Source organism: Komagataeibacter swingsii, assembly GCF_003207895.1.
Taxonomy (GTDB): domain Bacteria; phylum Pseudomonadota; class Alphaproteobacteria; order Acetobacterales; family Acetobacteraceae; genus Komagataeibacter; species Komagataeibacter swingsii.
Window position 1 is genome coordinate 103075 of the sequence record NZ_NKUB01000008.1, and the last position, 13351, is coordinate 116425.

Genomic DNA, 13351 nt, shown 5'->3' on the forward strand with positions numbered 1-13351 from the left:
GCATGAATACGGCCAGGGCAACGGGAGCAGGCGGCCACCGGGCACGCATGCGCAGGCGTATCCGCACGGCGGGCGCGCATTCGCTGGCGGATTATGAACTGCTGGAAGTCCTGTTGTTCGCGGCCGTGCCCCGGCGCGACACCAAGCCGCAGGCCAAGGCGTTGCTGGCCCATTTCGGTGGTCTTGAGGCCGTGCTGGATGCCACGCCCGCCGCCTTGCGCGCGGCGGGGCTGGGGCCGCGCGGGGTGGCGGTGCTGGGGTGCCCCGCGCAGGTCGCGCGGCGCCTGGCGCATCCCGACCTGCGGGGGCAGGTTATTTTCGCGGATATGGCGGCGGTGCTGGCCTATTGTGACCGCCTGCCCGCGCCTGACCCCGGTGGGTGGCGGCTGTTCTACCTTGATTCCGCGCGGCACGTGCTGGCCGATGAAGCCGTCGGCACCGCCCCGCCTGCCGACATGTGCCGGAGCGTGCTGGCGCGCGCGCTGGAACTGCACGCCGTGTCCCTTGTCGCGGTCAGGGACATGGGCCAGCAGGCGCCACCCAGGGATGGAAGTGTTGCCGACCTGCGGTTTGCCCGCATGCTGCACAGCCATGCCCGCCTGCTGGGGCTGGCCGTGCATGACTGCATGGTGCGTGGCGGCGGCACATGCGTCAGCATGCGGGCGATGTTGCAGGAATAGCCACGGTCAGGCGTGCGGATGGGCCTCGGCCGCGGCGAACTGCTGGCGGATGGCGTCCAGCAGTTCGGATGGCTGGCTGACCAGCGCATCGGCGCCAGCCTGCGTCAGTTCCTCCCGCGTGCCATATCCCCACAGCACGCCAAGGGCGCGGACGTGGTTGGCGTGTGCGCCGCTTATGTCAAAACGCCGGTCGCCGATCATCAGCGCATCCTCGCGCCGGATGTCGTGTTCACGCAGCACGGCTGCGATCAGTTCGGGCTTTTCCGCGCCGCTGTCATCGGCGCGTGCGCCGGACAGGCCATCGAAATACTGCACCAGGTTGCGCAGGTGCAGGATCTTGCGCGCAAGGTGGCGGGGCTTGGATGTCGCGACAAACAGCCGCACCCCTTCGGCCGACAGGGTCTCGATCACGTTGCGCATATGGTCGAAAACCGGGCTTTTGTGCATGCCTTCCGATTCGTAATGCTTGCGGTACAGCGCCATCGCCTCCTGCACCCGGTCATCGCCGTAATGGGCGAGGATATGGGCGATCAGTTCCTCCAGCGGGGGGCCGACCACCCATGTCAGGTCAACCGACATGTCGGGTTCATGCCCAAGGTCGCGTAGTACGGCGTAAATGGATTCCACAATGCCATCGCGGGAACGGACGATGGTTCCGTCCAGGTCAAAAAGTACGGTATGGTTTTCATGAAACGGCATGCAGGTTCATAACCTCCTTGTTTTGATCCGCATCATGCACCATCGGGGCGGCATTTGTCCTGAAATTGTTGGGAAACCACCGTTTGCACGATCACACATCGCCCGAACCGGCCACGATTCCCCTTGGTGGCGGCATCAGCCGGGCGGATGACCATGCCTTCATGCAGCGCCTGATCCGCACGCTTGACCTATCCCATCCCGCGCCAGACCGGCTGGCGGCCAGTTTCCTTGCCCGTTTTGGCTCGGCGGGCATGGCGCTGTCGGCGCATGTGGGGGGACTGGATGAAGTGGCGGGCCGTGAAACCGCCCTGCCGCCCCTGCTGGCCGTGGTGCGGGAGGCGGCGCTGCGCCTGTACCGCGCCCGCGTGCGGCGCACCGACATACTGGCGGGCCGGGCGGGACTGGTGGCCTACCTGCAGGCCTGCATGGGCCATGAAGTGATCGAACAGTTCCGGGTACTGTTCCTTGATGACCGCTTCCACCTGCTGGCCGATGAACTGATGGGCACCGGCACGGTCAACCATTCCCCGGTATATCCCCGCGAAATCATGCGTCGCGCGCTGGAACTGGGGGCGCGGCGGCTGGTGCTGGCGCATAACCATCCCGCGGGCCAGCCGGACCCCTCGGCCGCCGATATCGAAATGACCCTGCGCATCGCCCAGATCGGCAGGATCATGCAGGTCACGGTGCATGACCACATCATCGTGGGCAATGGCCGGACCCACAGCTTCCGTGCGGCGGGGCTGCTGGGCTAGCTATGCGTCATCCAACGCGCGCGCCAGCGGGCCGAGGGCCGCTTCCACCCCGAATTCGCCGGGCAGCGCCCCTTTTGGGAACAGCACGTTCACATGCCCCATCTTGCGCCCCGGGCGGGCTTCCGCCTTGCCATAATGGTGGGCCAGCAGACGGGGGGCAGCCATGATTTCAGGCCACAGGGCCATGTCTTCGGGGCCGATCAGGTTTTTCATGACGGCGTCGCTGTGGCGGCTGGCGGGTGGCAGTGGCAGGCCGGTCACGGCGCGGACATGCATCCCGAACTGGTCCACGGGGCAGGCATCCATGGTCCAGTGGCCCGAATTATGCGGCCGGGGCGCGATTTCGTTCACGCGCAGGCTGCCATCGCGGTCCACGAACATCTCGACGCCCAGCAGGCCGGTCAGGTCCAGCGCCGTGGCGATGCGGCGTGCAAGGTCCTGCGCCCGCGCCGCAAGTTCGGGCGCGATTCGGGCCGGGGCCAGGCTTATGTCCAGAATGCCGTTGCGGTGGCGGTTTTCGGTCACGTCAAAGGTCACGACCTCGCCATGTGCATTGCGGGCGACCATTACGCTGACCTCACAGGCGAAGCGCACCATGCCCTCGGCCACCAGCGGGTGGGGGCGCAGGCCGTCGAATGCGGCGTCCAGTCCCGATGCGTCATGGATGCGGGCCTGCCCCTTGCCATCATAGCCAAGGCGCGTGGTCTTGAGGATGAAGGGATAGCCCAGGTCTTTCGCCGCCCGGTCCAGATCGGCGCGGTCATGCACGCCCCGCCACGGGGCCACGGGAATGTCGTTTTCCGCCATGAACATCTTTTCCGCGATGCGGTCCTGGCTGATCCGCAGGATGTGGCCCGCGGGGTGGACCGGGCGGATGCTGGACAGCAGGTCCAGCCCGTCGGCGCTGATATTCTCGAATTCAAAGGTGATGACATCCACCGCATCGGCAAAGCGGCGCAGGGCGTCATGGTCGTCATACCGGCCAAGGGTGATGGCATGGGCCACCTGTGCGGCCGGGCCATCGGCTTCCGTCGTCAGGATATGGGCGCGGTAGCCAAGGCGGGCGGCGGCGATGGCGGACATGCGGCCAAGCTGGCCGCCGCCGACAATGCCCAGCACCGAGCCGGGGGCAAGCTGCGTCATCGCACCGGTTCCTGCGCCACGGCGTCCGTCTGCTTCGCCCGCCATGCCGCCAGTCGTGCGCCAAGGGCCGGGTCGGACAGCGCAAGGATGGACGCCGCCAACAGCGCCGCGTTGGTCGCCCCCGCCTTGCCAATGGCCAGCGTGCCAACGGGAATGCCGCCGGGCATCTGCACGATCGACAGCAGGCTGTCCATGCCCTTGAGCGCATGCGATTCGACCGGAACACCCAGCACCGGCAGCGCCGTCCACGCGGCGCACATGCCCGGCAGGTGCGCGGCCCCCCCGGCGCCCGCGATAATGACCGACAGGCCACGCCCCTGCGCCGATTTTGCGTAATCCGCCAGCCGGTCGGGCGTGCGGTGGGCGGAGACGATGCGCACCTCATGCGCGATATCCAGCGCCTCCATCACGGCGGTGGCATGGCGCATGGTTTCCCAGTCGGACTGGCTGCCCATGATCAGCCCCACGCGCGGGGATTTCGTGCCGGAGGGCGGAAGGGGGGAAAGGCTCACGGTTGCAATACTCTCGTCAGGAAATCAGGCGATACTGTCGGGGATCATGCGGCTTTCCAGCCATGTGATCTCGTCCTTCAGCAGCAGCTTGCGCTTTTTGAGCCGTTGCAACTGCAACTGGTCCGTCACCTGCAGGGCCATGCGGCTTATGACCGTATCAAGGTCGCGATGTTCGCTGCGCAGTTCGTGCAGCTTGCGAAGAAGGGTATCCCGATCTGTCAGCATGGCGGCTCATCTGTTAAGTGGGCATGGCGTATCCTAAGCATATCCGCCGCAAAAGGCGAAATGCCGGGCACGATCCCCGGGGGCTGCAATTTTAGCATGGAAATTGCAGCATCGTCTGGTCTAGCCTGATCAGGTTGCAGCAAAGACGCTGGAGGGTTCCATGTCGTACGAAGCACGTATCAACAGCCTCAAAACCCGTCATGCGCGGCTTGACGCCCGCATTTTCGATGAAGACCGCAGACCCATGCCCGATGCGGGCGCCCTGCGGCGGCTCAAGCTTGAGAAACTTCGTGTGAAGGAGGAGATCGAGCGTCTGGCCCGGCTGGGCTGACCCCATCCCCGCCACCCGGCTATGCCGGGTGGCGGGGGAAGGGTCAGATGCCGTGTTCGCTGTCGTCATCCAGTTCCAGCGGCGGGGGCACGGCCTGGCCTTCGCGCGCCAGCCGTTCATTGGCGGCGGTCACCATGGCGTTCAGGTCCGTCTGGCTGCACAGGCCCAGCGTCACCGGGTCGCGCGGCTTGATGTTGGCGCTGTTCCAGTGCTGCTTGGTGCGCACTTTCTCGATGGTGTCCTTGGTGGTGCCCAGCAGCTTGCTGGTCTGCTGTTCCGATAGCTGCGGGAAATTGCGCAGGATGAAGGCGATCGCGTCGGGGCGGTCGTTACGCTTGGCCACCGGGGTATAACGCGCGCCCTTGGAACGGCGGTTGATCGGGTTTGCGGGCGGCAGGCCCTTGAGGCGTTCCTCGGGGTCTTTTTCGCAACGCGTAATTTCCGCCTGGGTCAGCTGGTGGTGGGCAATCGGGTCATAGCCCCGGATTCCCTGTGCCACTTCCCCATCCGCGATGGCCTGGACTTCAAGGGGATGCATTCCACAATATGCGGCGATCTGGGTAAAGGTCAGCGCCGTCTTTTCAATAAGCCACACGGCGGTTGCCTTGGGCATTAAGGGCAGGGCAGTCATTCTCAGGTCCTACAGCGTGTGGCGCCACACGCAGGCACCTGAAAGGGTGTTTGAAACGGTTCCTGACAAAGTGGGAACCGTGCGTACCTGCTGGCGCGCCAGAAACAGAAAACACTCGTGGAAGTGATATGACGGTTGCAGGTGGCAAAGGTCAAGACTTCAATCCACCCGTCCCGGATGTTTCCCATCAATAAAAACAGGGGCGGACCCATGGCCCGCCCCTGCGGTAAAACACGCTGTGGCCGCAACCTTATGCGGCATAACTGGTGGGCTGTGGGGCAGGGGAAACGGCCGTGCCGGCCGCGACCGGCATGGCCAGCCCGTCGGTTGCGGGGGATGCTTCACCCCCTGGAACGGTGTCGCCCGCCATGGCCTGGCCCGAGGAAATGGGAATGCGGCGCGGCTTCAGCGCCTCGGGCACGATCTGGCGTACCGCGATGCGCAGCAGGCCGTTGGTCAGGTCCGCCTTTTCCACCACGACATGGTCGGCCAGCACGAAACGGCGCTCGAACGCGCGCGTGGCGATACCGCGATAGAGCATTTCCCTGCCACCGGGCGCAGCGTCGCTGACACGGCCAGACACGATCAGGGTATTGTCCTGTACCGTCAGTTCAATGTCGTCGGGACCGAAGCCCGCCACCGCCATTGTCAGCGCGTACTGCGCATCGGACAGTTTTTCGATGTTGTAGGGGGGGTAGGACGACCCGACCGGGTTCTGGGCCGCCGTATCGACAAGCTGGGCCAGGCGGTCAAATCCTATGGCGCTGCGGAATAGCGGCGCGAAATCGTAAGCCATGTGAAACCTCCATGAAGCAAGGTCTGCTGTCATGCGGTTCCCCGGTTGGGCGAACCGCGATTTTGGGTGATGCGCATGGACCCGCCACGGGCATCCGGCGCACCCCAGACATGGGAATGCCCGGCCCCCTGTTCAAGGGACCGGGCATTGCCACGGACTTCGGACCTGTTCGGGAGGAAGGCGGGTATCAGCCCTTCTTGCGCTGGCCCAGCGCGCCGAACTTCTTGTTGAACTTGGCGACCTGGCCCCCGGTGTCCATCATGCGCTGCACGCCGGTCCATGCCGGGTGGGACTTCGGATCGATGTCCAGGCGCAGCGTATCGCCAGGCTTGCCGTAGCACGAACGGGTCGTGTATTCGGTGCCATCGGTCATGATGACATTGATTTCGTGGTAGTCGGGGTGGATGCCGGATTTCATTTCAAACACTTTCGCGCTAGGCCCACCGATGCCGACCGGGGGCGTTGTATCGGCAGGCGTATAGACGACAAGTGGCGGCAAGATCAACACCCGATGGCAAGAAAAGCCTGTCCGGCCTGCCTCGCCCCGGTGTTACCCGCTTGCATCATGTCGGCGGAATGGAAAAACAATACGATAATATATAGTCGTCATGATGTCGGGATGTTGCTAGAGCTTAGGGCCTATTCCATCAAATAAAGGATTGGCATCCATGGCGAAACTGCCGGATCACGTGCCTGAACTGCACGTCAAGGATCTTCATGTACCCGGTTGGCTGGGCGAATTCCGCGCATTCCTCATGCGCGGCAATGTGGTTGACCTTGCGGTCGGCGTGATCGTGGGCGCCGCGTTCACCGCGATCGTGAACAGCCTGGTGAAGGACGTGTTCACGCCGGTGCTGGGCCTGCTGATCGGTGGTATCGACTTTACCAACCTGTTCATCACCCTGCGTGGCCCGCATATGGCGACACTGGCCGACGCGCAGAAGGCCGGTGCGGTCACGATCAATATCGGCCTGTTCCTGAACGCGGTGATCCAGTTCGTCATCATCGGTTTCGTGATTTTCTGGGTGGTGAAGGCCATCAACCGCCTGACGGTGAAGAAGGAAGCCGAAAAGCCCGCGACCCCGCCCGCGCCGCCGCGCAATGAAGTGCTGCTGCAGGACATCCTTGACGTGCTGAAGGCGGAAGCGGCCCAGAAAACGACCGCGACCCCGCCCAAGGCCTGACCCTGCATATCAGGCTGGCAGATGGCAGGAACGGGCACCCGGACGGGTGTCCGTTTTTTTTGGTGCATCCCTGACCGCCCTTGTGCCGGGGGGCGGGACTGCCCAATATCCCCCGGTATGGTGAAGGTGGCTGGTTTATGATTGATATTACACGATATGTGCGCGGGCGGCTGCTGGCCCTGTCGGCAGTCATGCTGCTGGCGGGGTGCCATGCGACCAGCCGGGCGGACATGTCCCGGCTGTCGGCCCCGGCACAGGATTACCTGCTGATCACATCCTATTTCATGGCCGAAGGGGGAATGGTCAGCCGCCTGCAGGATGGCGGGCTGTCAGGGCAGCAGGTGTACGACATGGCGACCTCGCTCAAATACGGCAAGAGCATGATCCTCGCCGCCCTGACCAAGCCATCGCGCAAGGCGCGCCGGAACGGGCGGCTGGCCGTGGAACTGATGGTGGCGTGCACCAACCAGCCCGACCCGTCCACGCTTGGCGGCAGGACGCCGCCAAGCTGCCTGCCCAACGGTCCCGCCAGTCCCGATGCAAAAGGGCGGATGCCACCGCAACCGGCTACATCCGCCCATAAGTAATAGAGACTGACCGAAAATAATTAAAAGTTTTTGGGTGCCGCCTTTTTTTAAAAAGGCGGCGTCTTTCTGAAGCTTTTTGAACAAGCTTCACCGAAAACTTCTTTATGTCAGGGCAGGTTCCGCGCCTGTCCGTCGCGCGGGTACCCGGCGCCCGATCTTAGTTGCGCACGGCTGGCCGTGCGTCACGCCGCAGGCGCTTTTCCCCCATTATCAGCAGCAGCGGTGCCGCGATGAAGATGGAGGATGACGTGCCCACCACGATCCCGAACAGCATCACCCACGCAAAGCCCGACAGGCTGGCCCCGCCAAACAGCGCCAGCGGGAGTGCTGCAAGGAATACGGTCGATGAGGTGCCCAGCGTGCGGCTGAGCGTTTCATTGATCGACAGGTCGATCAGGTCCGCCAGCGGCATGGTGCGGTATTTGCGCAGGTTTTCGCGCACGCGGTCATACACCACCACCTTGTCGTTGGTGGAATAGCCCAGGATGGTCAGGATGGCGGCGACCATCACCAGGTCGAACTCGAAATGCGTGATGACTAGGAAGCCGACGGCCTTGGTCAGGTCCAGCACCAGCGTCACCACCGCGCTGACCGCGAACTCCCATTCAAAGCGGAACCAGATATAGGCCAGGATCATCAGCAGGCTGATGCCAAGGGCAAGCATGCCGTTGCGGAACAGTTCCTTCGAGACCGAAGCGCCGACCGCATCCGCCCGCAATACCTGCGCGCCGGGCAGGGTGCCGATGGCGTGGCGCACGGAATCGACCATGGCCTGCGTGCGGGCTTCATGGTCGGGTTCGCTGTCGGGCGGCGTGTCAAGGCGGATCAGCACGTCATCCGGCCCGCCAAAGGACTGCACGCCAGCGGCGGTCACATGCTGGGCGGCAAGGGCTGCGCGGATGGCGTTGAAATCCGCCGGTCCCTGCGTGCGGGCTTCCACCACGATGCCGCCCCGGAAATCCAGCCCCAGCGTCAGGCCGGGATGGAAGAACAGGATCAGCGAGGCGATGGACAGTACCGCCGATGTCGCAAGCCCGATGAAGCGGCCGCGCATGAAGTTGATTTTCGTGCCACGCGGCACGAACCGGAGAAGGGGACGATCAAGCATCATTCGGCGCGCCTCAGACCGGCAGGGTGCTGGGGCGTGTGCGGGCGTACCAGCGCACCATCAGCATCCTGGACAGGAGAAGGGTGGTGAAAAGGGTGGTCACGATACCGATCGTGATCGTGAGCGCGAAGCCACGGACCGGCCCGGTCCCGAACACGAACAGCATGACATGCGCCAGCAGCGCCGTGGCGTTACTGTCCACGATCGTGCCGGTCGCGCGTTCGAAGCCCGCCTGCATGGCCTGCAGCGCGCTGCGGCCACGGGCCACTTCCTCGCGGATGCGTTCGTTGATCAGGATGTTCGCATCCACCGCCATGCCCAGGGTCAGCAGCATGCCCGCCATGCCCGGCAGGGTCAGCGTCGCCTCGAACAGCGACAGGATGGCCGTCATCAGCACCAGGTTGGCCAGCAGGGCAATGTTGGCGTACCAGCCGAACCGGCCATAGAACAGCGCCATGAACGCGATCACCAGCACGAAGCCGGCGGCAAGGCTGTAGCCGCCCGCCCGGATCGAATCCGCCCCCAGCGACGGGCCGATGGAGCGCTGCTCGATCACGTTCAGTGGCGCGGGCAGCGCGCCGGCGCGCAGCAGCAGCGCCATGTCGGTGGCCTGCTGGGCGCTGAACCCGCCGGTGATTTGCCCGCTGCCGCCGGTAATGGCGGTGCGGATGACCGGGGCCTCGATCACCTTGTTGTCCAGCACGATGGCGAAGCGCTTGCCCACATTGGCCCGCGTGACCTCGCCGAATTCCTGCGCCCCGGTCGAATCGAAGGTGAAGTTCACCGCCCATTCGCCGCTCTGCTGGTCGATCGAGGCGCTGGCGTTGGTCAGGTCCGCGCCGTCCACATCCACGTGCGAGAAGACCGGCAGCGTGCTTTGCCCGTCGGTCATGGGCAGCATTTCCACGCCGGGCGGCGGCACGGCGGACCCAATGGCGGAATCAGCGACCAGGTGGAACGTCATCTTCGCCGTGGTGCCCAGCAGGTTCTTAACCCGTTCGGGGTCACTGATGCCGGGCAGTTCGACAATGATCCGGTCATCGCCCTGACGGGTGATTTCGGGGTCGATCGCGCCGGTCGCGTCAATACGGCGGCGCACGATCTCGATCGACTGGGTCACCGCGTCATAGGCGCGCTGGCGTGCGGCCTCCTTCGACAGGGTGATGGCGATCTGGCCGTCTTCCGTCTGTTCCACGCTGAATTCGCCCGGCGCGTTCATCGGCATGGCGCGCAGCGCCTTCAGGTCGGGCTGCGCTTCTTCGGGCGTGCGGGGCGTGAATGTCACGCCATGCGCGGTGGTGGTCAGGTTGCGGTAACCCAGCGAATTCTTCAGCAGGGTCTGGCGTGTTTCATCCTGCAGCCCGTGCAGCCTGTCGGCTGCCACGCTGTTCATGTCGACCTGCAGCAGCAGGTAGGACCCGCCCCGCAGGTCAAGGCCCAGATGGATCTGCCGCCACGGCAGGGACGCCATGGGCTGGCGGATGACATTGGGCAGGCACAGCGCCAGCCCGATCAGACATACGCCAATGACCGAAGCCATTCTGAGCCGACTGTAATACATCATGACTTGATGGAGTGCTCCCTACGCCCGGCTGGCCGGTTCCCTGTCCGGCATGGTCAGTGTATCGCGTGTGCGAAAAATCAGTGGCGGGAACATGCCGGTCCCCGCCCGATGATGCAACCGCTGATACGCCGGCGGGGCCGCCGCCGTTGCCGTTTTGCCGCAATTTTCCCGCCCCGTCATGCCGCCCGTGCGGCCAGCGGGGGTGTGCGCCCGTGTGGTGGGCTGCTAATCCGGAAAGAAGCTACGGACCCGAAACAGGCAGGAAGGGCAGGACATGGCGCAGGCGGGAATGCGGTTGTTACGCGTCGGCATCGTGGGGGCGGGGCATTTTGGCCGTTTCCACGCGCTCAAGGTGCAGGCGTCCGCGCGTGAGGTCCTGACCGGCATCCACGACCCCGACGGCGCGCGCGCGTGCAAGGTCGCGGCGGAGGCAGGCGGCGTGCCCGTCCTGTCATATCCCGACCTGCTGGCCTGTTCGGATGCGATTGTCGTCGCAGCCCCCGCCGAGCATCATTTTGACCTCGCCCGGCTCGCGCTGGCGGCGGGAAAGCATGTGCTGGTGGAAAAGCCCATGGCCGAAACGCTGGCGCAGGCCGATGAGCTGGCGCGTCTGGCGCGGGTGCATGGCGTCGTGCTGCAGGTGGGGCACCTGCTGCGCTATTCCGCCGAACACCAGGCCATTACCGACCGGATTTCGCGTCCCCTGTATATCGAGGCCACCCGCCTTGCGCCCTTCAAGCCGCGCGGGACGGATGTATCGGTGATCCTTGATCTCATGATCCATGACCTTGACCTGGTCCTGTCCATCGTGGACAGCCCGATCGAAAGCGTCGATGCACTGGGGGCTGCGGTCAGTTCACCGTTCGAGGACATCGCCAATGCCCGCGTGCGTTTTGAAAACGGCTGTGTCGCCACCATCGCGGCCAGCCGGATCTCCCTCAAGACCGAGCGGCGGATGCGCGTCTTTTCACAGGAAGGCTACCTGTCGGCTGATTTCATGAAGCGTGAACTGACCATGATCGGGCGCACGCGCGGCCTGCCTTTGCCCGGGTCGGGCGGGTTCCGGCGCGAATCCGTAACGTGGCGCGACCATGATACGCTGGCGGCGGAACATGCCGCCTTTGCCGCATCCTGCCTTGATGGCGCGAAGGTGCTGGTGGATGCGGCGGCGGGCCGCCGGGCGCTGGCGGCGGCGCTGGCGGTGACGCAGGGAATCGCCGCCACCCGCGCGCGGATGGAGGCGTCGGGCCTGATCGTCCCCCCCGCTCAGGAAGACTGAAGCGTCTCGCGCAGCATTTCGAGTTCCAGCCACCGTTCCTCCGCCGCCGTCAGGTCGGCTTCCGCCTTTTCCAGCGCGGCGGTGGTGGTGGTGAAGGCCGCCGGGTCGCGCGCATACAGCCCCCCGTCGGACAGGATGGCGCGCAGGCGCTCGATCTCCGCCTCCAGCGCCGCCATCTGCCTGGGTAGCTGTTCCAGCGCGTGCTTGTCCTTGTACGACATCTTGCGCGCGGGCTGCCGGGGGGAAGTGGAAGGCGTCACATCGGTTTTGGCCGGCGCGGTGTCCGCGCGTTCCTGACGGGGGCGGGCGGCCAGTGTTGCATCCTGCCGCTGGGCCAGCATGTCGCTGTAGCCGCCGGCATATTCCACCCATTTCCCGCCGCCTTCCGCCATCAGGATGGAGGACGCGACCCGGTCGAGGAAGTCACGGTCATGGCTGACCAGCAGCACCGTGCCGGAATAGGTGGCCAGCATGTCCTGCAAAAGGTCCAGCGTTTCAAGGTCAAGGTCATTGGTCGGCTCGTCAAGCACCAGCAGGTTGGACGGCCGCGCCAGCGCGCAGGCCAGCATGAGCCGCCCGCGCTCGCCGCCCGACAGCACGCCCACCGGGGTACGGGCCTGTTCGGGGCGGAACAGGAAGTCCTTCATGTAGCCGATGACATGGCGTTTCTCGTCGCCCACCTGCACCATGTCGCCACCGCCGCCTGTCAGCGTGTCCGCCAGCGTGGCGTTGGGATCAAGCGAGCGGCGCTGCTGGTCCAGTGTGACGACATTGAGCGCGCTGCCGATGCTGATGGTGCCGGAATCGGGTTTGTCCAGCCCCGTCAGCAGGCGCAGCAGGGTACTCTTGCCCGCGCCATTGGCGCCGACGATCCCCAGCCGGTCCCCGCGCAGGACACGCAGGTCCAGATGGCTGACCACCGGGTGGGCGGGGTCGTAGGCGCGTGACATGTCTTCCGCCACCGCGACCAGCTTGCCCGACAGGTCGCTTTCGCGGGCTTCCATCTTCAGACCGCCCTGCGGCCGGATGGCGGTGCGGCGGGTATTGCGCAGTTCGGCCAGTTCGGCCACGCGGCGGACATTGCGCTTGCGCCGCGCGGTCACGCCATAGCGCATCCAGTCTTCCTCGCGCGCGATCTGGCGGTCCAGCTTGTGGCTGTCGCGCTCCTCCTGCTCCAGCACCTCCTCGCGCCATGTCTCGAAGCGGGCAAACCCCTGGTCCAGCCTGCGGGTCACACCCCGGTCCAGCCATACGACCGAACGCGACAGCGTCTCCAGCAGCCTGCGGTCATGGCTTATGATGACCATGGCCGATGACAGCGACAGCAGCTCACGCTCCAGCCATTCAATGGTGGGCATGTCCAGGTGGTTGGTGGGTTCGTCCAGCAAAAGCAGGTCGGGTTCGGGGGCCAGGGCACGCGCCAGGGCGCAGCGGCGGGCTTCCCCGCCCGAGAGCGTAGCCGGGTCTTCGGTGCCGTTCAGCCCCAGTTCGGTCAGCAGCAGTTCGGCGCGGTATTCCGGGTCGCCCGGCCCCATGCCTGCGCGCACGTAATCCAGCGTGGTGGCGTAGCCCGACAGGTCTGGTTCCTGCGGCAGGTAGCGCACGGTGGTGCCGGGCTGGACGAAAACGGTGCCGTCATCGGCCTGTATCTCGCCCGCCGCGATGCGCAGCAGGGTGGACTTGCCACAGCCATTGCGCCCGACAAGGCAGACGCGCTCGCCGGGACCGACGCCAAAGCCCGCGCCATTGAGCAGCGGCGCGCCGCCAAGGGTCAGGGTGATATCCTGAAGGAGAAGAAGGGGAGGTGAGGCCATGCCCACTTATGTATTCTCAACCACCCCATGCGCAAGGCCGGTG

At 65.1% G+C, this 13351-nt stretch carries 16 protein-coding genes; 6 read left to right on the forward strand and 10 right to left on the reverse strand.

Annotated elements, in window-relative coordinates:
• Positions 1–47 precede the first annotated feature (47 nt).
• A complete protein-coding gene (locus CFR76_RS08305; protein WP_110556708.1) occupies positions 48–680 on the forward strand; it encodes a JAB domain-containing protein in 633 nt (210 codons plus the stop codon).
• A 6-nt stretch (positions 681–686) separates the two neighbouring features.
• On the opposite strand, the gene CFR76_RS08310 is transcribed toward CFR76_RS08305, so the two are convergent.
• Complete coding sequence (locus CFR76_RS08310; protein WP_110556709.1) at positions 687–1379, reverse strand: HAD hydrolase-like protein; 693 nt, start codon at positions 1377–1379, stop codon at positions 687–689.
• 83 nt (positions 1380–1462) lie between these two features.
• Between CFR76_RS08310 and CFR76_RS08315 the strand changes: the two genes are divergently transcribed.
• On the forward strand, positions 1463–2134 hold the full coding sequence (locus CFR76_RS08315; RefSeq protein ID WP_110556710.1) for a JAB domain-containing protein: 672 nt from the start codon (positions 1463–1465) through the stop codon (positions 2132–2134).
• Here the strand turns inward: CFR76_RS08315 and CFR76_RS08320 are convergent, their stop codons facing one another.
• The 3 genes from CFR76_RS08320 to CFR76_RS08330 are packed head-to-tail and all read right to left on the reverse strand — an operon-like array spanning position 2135 to position 4014.
• Entirely contained in the window at positions 2135–3277 is a 1143-nt protein-coding gene (locus tag CFR76_RS08320; RefSeq protein ID WP_110556711.1) for a 5-(carboxyamino)imidazole ribonucleotide synthase, read from the reverse strand.
• Positions 3274–3789 carry a 5-(carboxyamino)imidazole ribonucleotide mutase gene (gene purE, locus CFR76_RS08325; protein ID WP_110556712.1) on the reverse strand — a complete coding sequence of 172 codons (516 nt, stop codon included), beginning with the start codon at positions 3787–3789 and terminating at the stop codon, positions 3274–3276. Before purE ends, CFR76_RS08320 begins: the two co-directional genes overlap by 4 nt.
• Positions 3790–3813: 24 nt before the next feature.
• Complete coding sequence (locus tag CFR76_RS08330) at positions 3814–4014, reverse strand: DUF465 domain-containing protein (RefSeq protein WP_010514370.1); 201 nt, start codon at positions 4012–4014, stop codon at positions 3814–3816.
• A gap of 160 nt (positions 4015–4174) precedes the next feature.
• Here CFR76_RS08330 and CFR76_RS08335 point away from each other — a divergent pair, with 160 nt between their 5' ends.
• A complete protein-coding gene (locus CFR76_RS08335) occupies positions 4175–4345 on the forward strand; it encodes a YdcH family protein (RefSeq protein WP_081749374.1) in 171 nt (56 codons plus the stop codon).
• Between the two features lie 43 nt (positions 4346–4388).
• On the opposite strand, the gene CFR76_RS08340 is transcribed toward CFR76_RS08335, so the two are convergent.
• The 3 genes from CFR76_RS08340 to rpmE all read right to left on the reverse strand — a co-directional run bounded on the left by CFR76_RS08340 (position 4389) and on the right by rpmE (position 6190).
• Complete coding sequence (locus CFR76_RS08340; protein WP_110556713.1) at positions 4389–4976, reverse strand: DUF1013 domain-containing protein; 588 nt, start codon at positions 4974–4976, stop codon at positions 4389–4391.
• Between the two features lie 250 nt (positions 4977–5226).
• Positions 5227–5772 carry an Hsp20 family protein gene (locus CFR76_RS08345; RefSeq protein WP_110556714.1) on the reverse strand — a complete coding sequence of 182 codons (546 nt, stop codon included), beginning with the start codon at positions 5770–5772 and terminating at the stop codon, positions 5227–5229.
• A gap of 187 nt (positions 5773–5959) precedes the next feature.
• Positions 5960–6190 carry a 50S ribosomal protein L31 gene (gene rpmE, locus CFR76_RS08350; RefSeq protein ID WP_025437698.1) on the reverse strand — a complete coding sequence of 77 codons (231 nt, stop codon included), beginning with the start codon at positions 6188–6190 and terminating at the stop codon, positions 5960–5962.
• 250 nt (positions 6191–6440) lie between these two features.
• Here rpmE and mscL point away from each other — a divergent pair, with 250 nt between their 5' ends.
• Positions 6441–6956 carry a large conductance mechanosensitive channel protein MscL gene (gene mscL, locus CFR76_RS08355; protein WP_110556715.1) on the forward strand — a complete coding sequence of 172 codons (516 nt, stop codon included), beginning with the start codon at positions 6441–6443 and terminating at the stop codon, positions 6954–6956.
• A 137-nt stretch (positions 6957–7093) separates the two neighbouring features.
• On the forward strand, positions 7094–7543 hold the full coding sequence (locus CFR76_RS08360) for a hypothetical protein (RefSeq protein ID WP_110556716.1): 450 nt from the start codon (positions 7094–7096) through the stop codon (positions 7541–7543).
• Positions 7544–7700: 157 nt separating this feature from the next.
• Here the strand turns inward: CFR76_RS08360 and secF are convergent, their stop codons facing one another.
• Both secF and secD read right to left on the reverse strand, forming a co-directional pair.
• On the reverse strand, positions 7701–8651 hold the full coding sequence (gene secF / locus CFR76_RS08365) for a protein translocase subunit SecF (protein ID WP_110556742.1): 951 nt from the start codon (positions 8649–8651) through the stop codon (positions 7701–7703).
• Between the two features lie 13 nt (positions 8652–8664).
• Positions 8665–10215: a protein translocase subunit SecD gene (gene secD / locus CFR76_RS08370; protein ID WP_110556717.1), complete on the reverse strand. Its 1551-nt coding sequence runs from the start codon at positions 10213–10215 to the stop codon at positions 8665–8667.
• A gap of 274 nt (positions 10216–10489) precedes the next feature.
• Here secD and CFR76_RS08375 point away from each other — a divergent pair, with 274 nt between their 5' ends.
• Entirely contained in the window at positions 10490–11494 is a 1005-nt protein-coding gene (locus CFR76_RS08375) for a Gfo/Idh/MocA family protein (protein WP_110556718.1), read from the forward strand.
• On the opposite strand, the gene CFR76_RS08380 is transcribed toward CFR76_RS08375, so the two are convergent.
• Complete coding sequence (locus tag CFR76_RS08380) at positions 11482–13308, reverse strand: ABC-F family ATP-binding cassette domain-containing protein (RefSeq protein WP_110556719.1); 1827 nt, start codon at positions 13306–13308, stop codon at positions 11482–11484. The genes CFR76_RS08375 and CFR76_RS08380 overlap by 13 nt on opposite strands.
• Positions 13309–13351: the final 43 nt, after the last annotated feature.

Bases quoted from the DNA above. Each gene is read 5' to 3' on its own strand.
- CFR76_RS08305 (WP_110556708.1), top strand. From the start codon at position 48: ATGCGCAGGCGTATCCGCACGGCGGGCGCGCATTCGCTGGCGGATTAT.
- CFR76_RS08340 (WP_110556713.1), bottom strand. From the start codon at position 4,976: ATGACTGCCCTGCCCTTAATGCCCAAGGCAACCGCCGTGTGGCTTATT.
- rpmE (WP_025437698.1), bottom strand. From the start codon at position 6,190: ATGAAATCCGGCATCCACCCCGACTACCACGAAATCAATGTCATCATG.
- CFR76_RS08360 (WP_110556716.1), top strand. From the start codon at position 7,094: ATGATTGATATTACACGATATGTGCGCGGGCGGCTGCTGGCCCTGTCG.
- CFR76_RS08320 (WP_110556711.1), bottom strand. From the start codon at position 3,277: ATGACGCAGCTTGCCCCCGGCTCGGTGCTGGGCATTGTCGGCGGCGGC.
- CFR76_RS08330 (WP_010514370.1), bottom strand. From the start codon at position 4,014: ATGCTGACAGATCGGGATACCCTTCTTCGCAAGCTGCACGAACTGCGC.
- secF (WP_110556742.1), bottom strand. From the start codon at position 8,651: ATGCTTGATCGTCCCCTTCTCCGGTTCGTGCCGCGTGGCACGAAAATC.
- CFR76_RS08335 (WP_081749374.1), top strand. From the start codon at position 4,175: ATGTCGTACGAAGCACGTATCAACAGCCTCAAAACCCGTCATGCGCGG.
- CFR76_RS08310 (WP_110556709.1), bottom strand. From the start codon at position 1,379: ATGCCGTTTCATGAAAACCATACCGTACTTTTTGACCTGGACGGAACC.
- CFR76_RS08345 (WP_110556714.1), bottom strand. From the start codon at position 5,772: ATGGCTTACGATTTCGCGCCGCTATTCCGCAGCGCCATAGGATTTGAC.
- CFR76_RS08380 (WP_110556719.1), bottom strand. From the start codon at position 13,308: ATGGCCTCACCTCCCCTTCTTCTCCTTCAGGATATCACCCTGACCCTT.
- mscL (WP_110556715.1), top strand. From the start codon at position 6,441: ATGGCGAAACTGCCGGATCACGTGCCTGAACTGCACGTCAAGGATCTT.
- CFR76_RS08375 (WP_110556718.1), top strand. From the start codon at position 10,490: ATGGCGCAGGCGGGAATGCGGTTGTTACGCGTCGGCATCGTGGGGGCG.
- secD (WP_110556717.1), bottom strand. From the start codon at position 10,215: ATGATGTATTACAGTCGGCTCAGAATGGCTTCGGTCATTGGCGTATGT.